Here is an 11089-nt window from a genome sequence, read left to right on the forward strand (position 1 = left end):
GAGCTCTTAATACAACCTATGATGAACGTAGTGGCGACACTAGAACTCCAAAACCATCCTAACCGATTCTAATGTTTCTTTATTAATATCGTTATCAACATACACCTGTTGATACTCTTCATTACAAATTTGCTTTATGGGATCTTCTGATTGGTGAATAGCCTTAAAAAATCTCATTTTAGCAAGAGAACTGAGGCTGGGAAATGTCCCATTTCCATAGCTGTAAGGTAGGTTTGTCGCCAACTGATATTCAATTTTAACAGCCTCTTTATGATTTGCTTGATCGATATAGAGCTGGCGCTTAAATTCCAAATTTATGCGATTTTTTGGTTGCAACTGTTCTGCCTTATCAAAATCCTGCAATGCCGATCTATACAGCCGCTGCTGGCGATAAAGCTCTCCACGATGAGCGAAAGCGAAATCATCGGAGGGATTAATTTGCAGTGCCGCATTAAAATCCTGTAATGCTAATTCAAACTGCCCCTGCTCACGGTAAATCTCCCCCCGAAAGGTTAAAGCAACGCTATTGTTGGGGTTAATATGTAATGTTGCATTAAAATCCTGTAGTGCCGCTGCCCATTGTTTCCTATAACTATAAACCTGGCCACGATACGTTAAAGCAAAACCATTATCGGGATAAATATTTAATGCGGCACTGAAATCCTCTAGCGCCGAGTCTAATTGACCTAACTGGTAATATAACAAACCGCGATTAACCAGAGTAACATCACTTTCAGGATGGCTTTGCAAAGCAGCATGAAAATCCATCAGCGCTAATTGATGTTGTCTCCGTGCCAGATAGATCAACCCGCGATGAGTTAAAGAAAAATCATCATGCGGATTAACTTGCAACGCAGTATTAAAGTCTTGTAATGCCAATTCTGGCTGTCCTTGCAGATAATAAACTTCCCCCCGACGCGATAAAGTAAAACCATCATCGGGATTAACTTGCAGTGCCCTATTGAAATCCTGTAGTGCCTCCAGCCATTGTTTCTTAAAGCCATAAATAAGACCGCGGTAAGCTAAAGCAAATCCATCATGGGGATTAATGTGCAACGCCGCATTAAAATCCGCAAATGCTAGCTCTATTTGTTTCCGCCGGTAATAGACTACTCCTCGATGTCCTAACGCAATACCATCTTCAGGCTTAGTCCGTAACACAGTATTGAGATCCTCCAGAGCCAATTCTAATTCCCCTTGTTGGCTATAAATCGCGCCTCGCTGAGTTAAGACAAACCCATCATTAGGATCAATTTGCAGCGCAGCATTGAAATCGGCTAGTGCCAATTTTAATTGACCACGGGCGCTATAAATTAGCCCTCGCTTATATAAAGCGAAGCTATAATAGGTATTAATTTGTAATACCGCATTGAAATCGGCTAAGGCCAAGTCATAGTGTCCCTGCCCCATATAAATATCACCTCGAAAAGCTAAGGCAACTTCATCATTCGGATTAATATATAATGCAGTGTCAAAATCCTGGGAAGCTGCCATCATCTTTCCTAGCTGATGAAAAACCAGGCCGCGGTGGGTTAAAACAAAACTATCCCTTGAATTAATAAGCAATGCCATATTGAAATCCACCAGCGCTAACTCTAATTGTCCCTGTTGATAATAAATCTCGCCACGACAGGCCAAAGCAAAGGAATCTTTGCGATTAATATCTAACACCGTATTAAAATCCTTCAAGGCAAGTTCTAAATCTCCCTGTAGCCGGTAAGTTAAACCTCTCTGAGTTAACATAGCCTCACTGAGATTCATCTCAGGGTTTTGATTTGATTCAGGATTAGTGTTTTCCCCTCGTGGTTTTTTTTGCAAATTATCCTCGTTATTCATCAAATCAGATACATCATATTTTCTTTTGGACATTACCTCTCCCGGTATTTAAGAATAGACTTTAGATAAGAGATAAGGAGAGAGTAATGTGTGTAAATAAAGGTTATTTTTACCGAATTAAAGCTCAATGACAGTTCTTGGAACTACTCATCTCTTCTCTATCTCGGCAACAAACCCGTTTAGTGATTAAAACTAGGGAAGATCCAGTTCTCCAATGATCCTTTAGGAGAAGATAAGCGGCCTTATCAAGCTCTTTGTTATTAAAAAGCTGATAATGTGCAATATTATATCATAGATATCTATATCTTATTCTATCGATTGATAATTAGTACGATTTTGCCAACTTATTGTTGTTTAGATGTTAAACCCATCTACGCTCTGGCGGGCATTCATACTATGCAGCACGCCAGTCTCGTTGTTCTCGATTGAATGCCGGAGTAATCCGAACTGATGTTGTTGTGCCGGATTGCAGTATTCACTTTCACCCGGCTGCAAAATAACAGAATTAAAAAACTCTAGGTTAGTGTTTGGTTTTTCTTTGATGATTACCTACCAGCCAATCGATACTTACATCCAGCTCCTTAGCGATTTTTTTCATGGTTTCGGAGTCGAAAGCAATCACTCCATGTAACAAAGCTTCAATTTTAAATTTTGGTACTTTAAAGAGTTTGGTACACGCTTGAACTCGCTCAGTCATTAAGGCAGGAACACCAAGTTCGTCAAGTTCATTGTTCAAACGTTCAGTTAGTTTCTTGTTTGTCATGATAATCTCCTCTATGCTTTTTATCAGTGTAAAACACTTAAACTTAAGGCTTGATTAACAAATAAGTCTGGATTGAAAATTACTTGTAAAGAAATATAACACTAGTGCATGGAATAATTTATTATCATAAACTGAACATAATTTCTGGATATTGTGCATGTCCCAACTACCCCATTTTTAGCCCCAAGCGAGAGTAAAGATTAACTTCAAAAAAAATGATATAGTCTAAATTATTCTCAGAAACCTTAAAAGAACATGCAAAAAATTACTATTTATCATAATCCGCAATGCTCTAAATCAAGAAAAACTCTGGAAATTCTGCAAAACAAAGGCCTTGATCCCGTTATTATTGAATATCTTAAGACACCGCTTAATATGGAGCAGTTAAATGCTTTGCGGTCTCATTTTGCTCTCGAAGACTTTGTTCGAACAAATGAGCCCATTTTTCAAGAATTAGGATTATCTTTGGATAATGAAGCGCAAGTGCTGCAAGCCATGCTAAAAGAACCCAGATTAATGCAACGCCCCATTGTCACATTGAAAGATAAAGCAATCATAGGGCGCCCGCCAGAGAACGTATTGGCCCTTATTGTTGAATAAATCAGATAAAATACATTTGATTTATTCAACAATAAAGTGAATATTAAAAGAGCCGATCATATTATCGATTAAAAATCACCTCAATCGATTCTAATAGCTCTTTATTAATATGATTATCATCAATTTGTTGCTGATAATCTTCTTTTTTAAGTTGTTCTCTTTGCTCCTGAGAATCGCGAAGAACCTTAAAAAGACCTACTTTAGCCAGAGAAGTAAGGGTAGGAAATGCACCATTTCCATAGGAGTAAGGTGTCATTTTAACCAGCTGAAATTCAAGTTGAGCTGCCCCCATATTATTTTCTTGATCAAGATAGAGCTGTTTTTTAAACTCCAAATTGGTTCGATTGTTTGGTGTTAATTCTTCTGCCCGATTAAAATCCTGTAATGCTAATTCATATTGGCCACACACACGATAGGCCTCGCCGCGATAAGCTAAAGCCAAGCCACAATTAGGATGGCGTGCTAATACCGTATTAAAGTCCCTCAGTGCCTGCTCTAATTGTCCCTGTTTCATATAAACCTCACCCCGTTTAATTAAGGCAAAATCATCATTGGGAGTAATTTCCAATGCAGCATTGAAGTCCGCTAGGGCCAAATTTAATTTCCCCTGTTTAATATAAACTTCACCGCGCTCCCCCAGAGAAAAACCATCATTAGGATTAATCTTTAACGCCGCATTTAAATGCTCTAATGCTAATTCCAGTTGCCCTTGTTTGTTATAAACCTCACCTCGACGAGCCAGAGCAATACTATCTTGAGGATTATTCTGCAATGCCAAATTAAAATCGTTTAATGCTAAATCTAGTTGCCCTTGTTGAAGGAAAACTCTACCACGTGCGACTAATGCCATATTATCCTTGGGGAAAATTCGCAATACAGCAGAGAAATCATCTAGTGCGAGTTCTAACGACCCCTGCTGAAAATAAAACTCCCCTCGATGCATTAAAACAAAGCGATCCTCAGGATTAATTTGCAACGCGGCATTGAAGTCCTCCAAGCACATCGCTATGTGTCCCAATAAGCAATAAACCGCTCCTCGACGCCCTAAAGCAGCCCCATTATTAGGATTAACTTGTAACGCATTATCAAAGTCTTGCAGCGCTAAATCGTATTGTTGCTGCCTCCTATAAACATCTCCTCGAGACACTAAAGCGAGGCCATCATTGGGGGTAATTTGCAGCGCCGCACTAAAATCCTCTAATGCCTTATCTAACAACTCTTGTTGGGCATAAACCAGGCCTCGCTGAATTAAAATACCGTCATCATCAGGATTGATTTGCAATGCTGTATTGAAATCCGCTAGGGCTAAGTCCCATTGACCACAGCGATAATAAGCAGTCCCTCGACAATATAAAGCAAACGGATCATTCAAATTAATATGCAATGCCAGATTGAGATCTGCTAATGCCAATTCATATTGCGCCTGCGAAACATAAATATCACCGCGCTGAACTAAAGCAACGTGATTATTGGGATTATGTTGTAATGCCGCATTAAGATCCATCAAGGCCTGCTTTAATTGTCCCCTTGTAATATAAACATCAGCCCGAGAGGTCAATGCAAGATCATTATCAGGGTTAATTTTCAATGCAGTATTGAAGTCCGCTAGAGCCAAATCTAATTGTCTCTGTTTACTATAAATCCCACCGCGCCGAACGATAGTCCAATCATCATTGGGATTAATCTGCAATGCCGCATTGAAATCCGCGAGTGCCGGCGCCAATTCCCCTTGCTGATAATAAATATCACCACGACAAGCTAATGAATCAGCATCTTTAGGATTAATTAACAACACCATGTTGAAATCCGCCAGTGCCGACTCCAATTCTCCTTGATGGTAATAAATATCGGCACGACGAGTCAAAAAAGCAGCATTATGAGGATTAGTGCGCAACGCTTCATTGAAATCCTGTAAGGCCAAGTCCCAATACCCAAGCAGATAATGAATCTCACCGCGACGAGCTAAAAAAACGCTTTTATTGGGGATAATTTGTAAGGCCGTATTAAAATCCTGTAGTGCTAATTCATATTGTTTCTTCATACGATAAACATCACCGCGGTAAGCTAAAACAGTGCCATTATCAGGAGTAGCTTGTAAGACGGTACTGAAATCTTGTATGGCTGACTCCCAATCTTCACACAAACCATAAACCATCCCGCGCTGAATTAAAGAAAACTCATCAGAGGAATGAATTTGCAACACCGCATTGAAATCTTGTACGGCCGACTCCAAATCACCCAACAAACGATGAACCTCGCCGCGACGAGCCAAAACAAAGTCATTCTCGGGATTAATTCTCAGCACCGCATTGAAGTCATCCAGGGCTAATTTTAATTGTCCCTCTCGGCGATAAACCAAGCCGCGTTGAACTAAATCAACACCATCCTTGGGATTAAATTCAGAACTTGAATTAGCTTCTGGAATGTTTTTTTCTTCTATTCTTTGCTCTTTTTTCCGTTGCTCCTCGTTATGACTCCATTCAAACTCATCAAACTTTCTCTTCATAACATGACTACTCCTGCTGCTTAAGAATAAACCTGTAAGTAAAAAGAGGTTGTAAATAATACAAATGAGAAGGAGTAAACGGATAAACACAGGTTACTTTTTACCGAACTAAAGCTCAATGACAGTCCTTGGACTATTCACCTTCTCTACCTCGGCAACAAACCCGTTTATTGATTAAAACTAGGAAATATCCAGTTCTCCAATGATCCTTTAGGAGAAGATAAGCTGCCTTATCAAACTTCTTTATTAATGGAAGAAACCTGATAATGGGTGATATTATATCATAAAGATCATCTTTTCTTATCCTTAAGCATTTCGCATAAAGTAAATGGAGTACCGCGAGAATAGTTCAGACTATGGATTCAAAATCGTCCTAATCGATTCTATCGTGTCCTCATTAATATTATTATCAGCCAATACAACTTGATGCTCTTTATTATTAAGATGTTTAGTCTGCTCTTCTGCTTTGAGAACAGTTTTGAAAAAGCTTACTTTAGCAAGCGAACTAAGGGTAGGGAATGCACCATTTCCATAAGAGTAAGGTATCTTTTCCACTAGCGTATATTCACATTTAACAGCCTCTATATCATTTCCTTGCTCAAGATAAACCTGTTTTTTAAACTCTAAATTTACTCGATTGTTTGGTTGGAGTGCTTCTATCCGATTAAAATCCTGTAGTGCCAACTCATATTGGTCACGCACACGATAGATCTCACCGCGACAAGCTAAAGCATAGACATCATTAGGATTCCGTTGCAGCGTCAGATTGAAATCAGTCAGAGCCAAGTCCAGTAGTCCCTGCCTGAAATAAACCCCACCTCGGGCGGCTAATACAAAGGTATCATTGGGGGCAATTTTCAACGCCGCATTGAAATCTGTCAGAGCCAAGTCAAATCGTTCTTGTTTGGTATAAATCTCACCACGTCTGGCTAATGTAAAGACATCATCAGGATGCATTTGCAATGCCGCATTGAAGTCCGCCAGAGCCAAGTCCAGTTGTCCCAGCTGATGATATGCCACACCGCGCTGAGCTAAAGTAAAACCTTCCTTAGGGTTAATTTGCAACACCGCATTGAAGTCAGCCAGAGCTTCGTCCGATTGTCTCAGCATACGATAAACCACACCACGATGAGCTAAAGCAAAACCATCTTTAGGGTTCATTTGCAACACTGCATTGAAATCCACAAGAGCTTCGTCCAGTTGTCCCAGCACTCGATAAGCCACACCACGATGAACTAAAGCAAAACTATTATTAGGATTAATTTGTAATGCGGCGTTCAAATTCTGTAGTGCCAACCTTAAATGTCTCTGCAAGATATGAACCAAGCCACGGCGAGTTAAAGTAAAGTCATCATTAGAATTAATGTGCAAAGCCGCATTGAAGTCTTGTAGAGCCAATTCTAATCGCCCCTGGAGACGGTAAACCTCACCTCGACGAGCTAAAGCAAAGCCATCATTAGAATCAATGTGCAACGCCGCATTGAAATCTTGTAGAGCCAGCCCTAGTTGCCCTTGAATACGGTAAACTTCTGCTCTACGAGCCAAAGCAAAACTTGAGGGAGCAATTAGCAAGGCCGCATTGAAATTCTGTAGTGCTAAATCCAATTGTTTCTGCTGGCCATAAACTGCCCCACGATAGGCCAAAGCAACGTCATCATTAAGATTAATCTGCAATGCTGCATTTAAATCAGATAGTGCTAAATCAAATTGCCCCTGTAGGGTATAAGTGATGCCTCGATGAACTAAAGCTATGCCATCATTAGGATTCATTTTCAACACTGCATTGAAATCCGCCAAGGCCAAATCTAATTGGCTCTCTATAAGATAAGCCCGTCCTCGCCGCGCTAATACAAGATAATCATTGAGATTACCTTCGTCAGGTCCTTTGGTGTTTTCTTCTGTTCTTTGCTCTTTTTTCCGTTGCTCCTCGTTATGACTCAATTCAGACTCAAACTTTCTCTTCATAACATGACTACTCCTGCTGCTTAAGAATAAACCTGTAAGTAAAAGAGGTTGTAAATAATACAAATGAGAAGGAGTAAACGGATAAACACAGGTTACTTTTACCGAACTAAAGCTCAATGACAGTCCTTAGACTTCATCTCTTCTCTACCTCGGCAACAAACCCGTTTATTGATTAAAACTAGGAAAGGTCCAGTTCTCCAATGATCCTTTGAGGAGAAGATAAGCTGCCTTATCAAACTTCTTCATCGATGGAAGAAACCTGATAATGGGTGATATTATATCATAAAGATCATCTTTTATTATCCTTAAGCATTTCGCATAAAGTAAATGGAGTACCGCGAGAATAGTTCAGGCTATGGATTCAAAACCGTCCTAATCGATTCTAATGTATCCTTATTAATATTATTATCAGCCAATACAACTTGATGCTCTTTATTATTAAGATGTTTATCTTGCTCCTCTGCTTTGAGAACAGTTTTGAAAAAGCTTACTTTAGCAAGCGAACTAAGGGTAGGAAATGGACCATTTCCATAAGAGTAAGGTATCTTTTCCACTAGCGTATATTCACACTTAACAGCCTCTATATCATTTCCTTGAGTAAGATAAACCTGTTTTTTAGATTCTAAATTCACTCGATTGTTTGGTTGGAGTGCTTCTATCCGATTAAAATCCTGTAGTGCCAACTCATATTGGTCACGCACACGATAGATCTCACCGCGACAAGTTAAAGCATAAACATCATTAGGATTCCGTTGCAACGTCAGATTGAAATCAGTCAGCGCCAAGTCTAGTAGTCCCTGCCTGAAATAAACCCCACCTCGGGTGACTAATGCAAAGGTATCATTGGGGGCAATTTTCAACGCCGCATTGAAATCTGCCAGAGCCAATTCTAATCGCTCCTGTTTGATATAAATTTCACCGCGACTGGCTAATGTAAAGACATCATCAGGACGAATTTTCAATGCCGCATCGAAGTCCGCCAAAGCCAAGTCCAGTTGTCCCAGCCGATGATAAGCCACACCGCGGTGAGTTAAAGCAAAACCCTCATTAGGGTTCATTTGCAACACCGCATTAAAATCCACAACGGCCTCTTCCGATTGTCCCAGCAGTTGATAAACCACACCACGATTAACTAAAGCAAAACTATTATTAGGAGTAATTTGTAATACGGCGTTGAAATCCTGTAGTGCCAACCTTAAGTCTCCTTGCAAAGTATAAACCAGGCCACGATAAACTAAAGCAAAAGAGTCTTTAGGATTAATGTGCAAGGCCGCATTGAAGTCTTGTAGCGCCAATCCTAATTGCCCCTGAAGACGGTAAACTTCGCCTCGATGAGCTAAAGAAAAAGAGTCTTTAGGATTAATGTGTAAGGCCGCATTGAAGTCTTGTAGCGCCAATCCTAATTGCCCCTGAAGACGATAAACATCGCCTCGACGAGCTAAAGCAAAACCATCATTAGGACTAATGTGCAAGGCCGCATTGAAGTCTTGTAGCGCCAATCCTAATTGCCCCTGAAGACGGTACACATCGCCTCGACGAGCTAAAGCAAAACCATCATTAGGATTAATTTGCAACACCGCATTGAAATCTTGTAGCGCTAATTCTAATTGCCCTTGAAGACGGTAAACTTCAGCTCGACGAACCAAAGCAAAACTTGAGGAAGCAATTCGCAGGGAGGCATTTAAATTCTGTAATGCTAAATCAAATTGTTTCTGATGAGCATAAACTGCTCCACGATAGGCTAAGGCAAAATTATTATTAGGGTTAATTTGTAACGCTGCATTTAAATCAGATAGTGCTAAATCAAATTGCCCTTGCAGATTATAAATTATGCCACGACGAACTAAAGCAAAGTCATCATTAGAATCAATGTGCAAGGCCCTATTAAAGTCTTGTAGCGCCAATTCTTTTTGCCCCTGAAGACGGTAAACATCTCCTCGGCGAGCTAAAGCAAAACCATCATTAGAATCAATGTGCAAGGCCGCATTAAAGTCTTGTAGCGCCAATTCTTTTTGCCCCTGAAGACGGTAAACATCGCCTCGGCGAGCTAAAGCAAAGCCATCATTAGAATCAATGCGCAAGGCCGCATTAAAGTCTTGTAGTGCCAATTCTTTTTGCCCCTGAAGACGGTAAACATCGCCTCGGCGAGCCAAAGCAAAGCCATTATTAGAATCAATGCGCAAGGCCGCATTAAAGTCTTGTAGCGCCAATTCTTTTTGTCCCTGAAGACGGTAAACATCGCCTCGACGAGCTAAAGCAAAACCATCATTAGGATCAATGCGCAAGGCCGCATTAAAGTCTTGTAGCGCCAACTCTTTTTGCCCCTGACGAAGGTAATCATCGCCTCGTTGAACTAAAGCAAAACCATCATGAGGATTCTTTTCCAACACTGCATTGAAATTAACTTCAAGTCCTTTAGTATTTTCTTCTGTTCTTTGCTCTTTTTTCCGTTGTTCCTCGTTATGACTCAATTCAAAGTCATCAAACTTTCTCTTCATAACACGACTACTCCTGCTGTTTAAGAATAAACCTGTAAGTAAAAGAGGTTGTAAGTAATACAATGAGAAGGAGTAAACGGATAAACACAGGTTACTTTTACCGAACTAAAGCTCAATGACAGTCCTTAGACTATTCACCCTCTCTACCTCGGCAACAAACCCGTTTATTGATTAAAACTAGGAAAGGTCCAGTTCTCCAATGATCCTTCAGGAGAAGATAAGCTGCCTTATCAAACCTCTTCATCGATGGAAGAAACCTGATAATGGGTGACTTTATATCATAAAACGCATCTACTGTTCAATACTTAAGCACCTTTCAAGATCCCCCTAAATCTCTTAATTTAGTCAGCGCAAAATAGAATATTTTTCGTCTATTATGTAAATAATATAATTACCTATATCACAATGAATTCAGGAAGGAATACTATGAAAATCCAAATAGTGTCTGTATTTATTTTTTGCTTTGCAGCAACGGTAACGTTTGCAAACAACGCTTCTTATACCGGTCCTGATGATCCAATTATTCCTGCAGATAGCAACACCATCAGGCTTAAACTGGAGCAGTGTATGGAGGATATTAATGAAGTGACCAGTGACACTGACGCGCATGACTCCGCTAAGGCACTTTGTCAATTACGCGAACAACATTTGAGTGCACGCCAACAAACCTTGAAAGGATTGGCCGAATTAGTCGCTCAATACAAAGGAATGACTAACCATGATCACGATCAGAGATTAGCCCAGACCATTTCATTGATCCAAGAAGGTGTAAAAACGTGTATGAAAGCTCTGGCATCTCAAGAATACTGTCATAATTTAGGATGCGCCGAAGAGCCAGAAAATGACGCTATTTTTTGTGATAATCAGGCTACGCGCATCATTAACAGGATTTTAGGACGGGAATAGTCATACTCAGATAGA

7 protein-coding genes are annotated in these 11089 nt (G+C 40.1%); 2 read left to right on the forward strand and 5 right to left on the reverse strand.

Annotation, left to right across the window (positions count from 1 at the left end; genetic code table 11):
• Window positions 1-39: 39 nt before the first annotated feature.
• Entirely contained in the window at window positions 40-1869 is a 1830-nt protein-coding gene (locus tag LOX96_RS05495) for a tetratricopeptide repeat protein (protein ID WP_250421042.1), read from the reverse strand.
• A 487-nt stretch (window positions 1870-2356) separates the two neighbouring features.
• Complete coding sequence (locus LOX96_RS05500; protein ID WP_250421043.1) at window positions 2357-2599, reverse strand: hypothetical protein; 243 nt, start codon at window positions 2597-2599, stop codon at window positions 2357-2359.
• Window positions 2600-2854: 255 nt separating this feature from the next.
• Here LOX96_RS05500 and arsC point away from each other — a divergent pair, with 255 nt between their 5' ends.
• Window positions 2855-3199: an arsenate reductase (glutaredoxin) gene (arsC, locus tag LOX96_RS05505; protein ID WP_250421044.1), complete on the forward strand. Its 345-nt coding sequence runs from the start codon at window positions 2855-2857 to the stop codon at window positions 3197-3199.
• 61 nt (window positions 3200-3260) lie between these two features.
• On the opposite strand, the gene LOX96_RS05510 is transcribed toward arsC, so the two are convergent.
• The 3 genes from LOX96_RS05510 to LOX96_RS05520 form a co-directional block, all read right to left on the reverse strand.
• Window positions 3261-5705, reverse strand: a complete 2445-nt coding sequence (locus tag LOX96_RS05510) for a tetratricopeptide repeat protein (protein WP_250421045.1) — start codon at window positions 5703-5705, stop codon at window positions 3261-3263.
• Window positions 5706-6059: 354 nt separating this feature from the next.
• Complete coding sequence (locus LOX96_RS05515; protein ID WP_250421046.1) at window positions 6060-7670, reverse strand: tetratricopeptide repeat protein; 1611 nt, start codon at window positions 7668-7670, stop codon at window positions 6060-6062.
• A 353-nt stretch (window positions 7671-8023) separates the two neighbouring features.
• The gene (locus tag LOX96_RS05520; protein WP_250421047.1) at window positions 8024-10168 is read right to left on the reverse strand and encodes a tetratricopeptide repeat protein; all 2145 of its coding nucleotides are present in this window, start codon (window positions 10166-10168) and stop codon (window positions 8024-8026) included.
• Window positions 10169-10594: 426 nt separating this feature from the next.
• Here LOX96_RS05520 and LOX96_RS05525 point away from each other — a divergent pair, with 426 nt between their 5' ends.
• Window positions 10595-11074, forward strand: a complete 480-nt coding sequence (locus LOX96_RS05525) for a hypothetical protein (RefSeq protein ID WP_250421048.1) — start codon at window positions 10595-10597, stop codon at window positions 11072-11074.
• Window positions 11075-11089 lie beyond the last annotated feature (15 nt).

It is taken from the genome of Legionella maioricensis, from assembly GCF_023618015.1.
Taxonomy (GTDB): Bacteria; Pseudomonadota; Gammaproteobacteria; order Legionellales; family Legionellaceae; genus Legionella; species Legionella maioricensis.

Bases quoted from the DNA above. Each gene is read 5' to 3' on its own strand.
- LOX96_RS05495 (WP_250421042.1), bottom strand. From the start codon at position 1,869: ATGTCCAAAAGAAAATATGATGTATCTGATTTGATGAATAACGAGGAT.
- LOX96_RS05500 (WP_250421043.1), bottom strand. From the start codon at position 2,599: ATGACAAACAAGAAACTAACTGAACGTTTGAACAATGAACTTGACGAA.
- arsC (WP_250421044.1), top strand. From the start codon at position 2,855: ATGCAAAAAATTACTATTTATCATAATCCGCAATGCTCTAAATCAAGA.
- LOX96_RS05510 (WP_250421045.1), bottom strand. From the start codon at position 5,705: ATGAAGAGAAAGTTTGATGAGTTTGAATGGAGTCATAACGAGGAGCAA.
- LOX96_RS05515 (WP_250421046.1), bottom strand. From the start codon at position 7,670: ATGAAGAGAAAGTTTGAGTCTGAATTGAGTCATAACGAGGAGCAACGG.
- LOX96_RS05520 (WP_250421047.1), bottom strand. From the start codon at position 10,168: ATGAAGAGAAAGTTTGATGACTTTGAATTGAGTCATAACGAGGAACAA.
- LOX96_RS05525 (WP_250421048.1), top strand. From the start codon at position 10,595: ATGAAAATCCAAATAGTGTCTGTATTTATTTTTTGCTTTGCAGCAACG.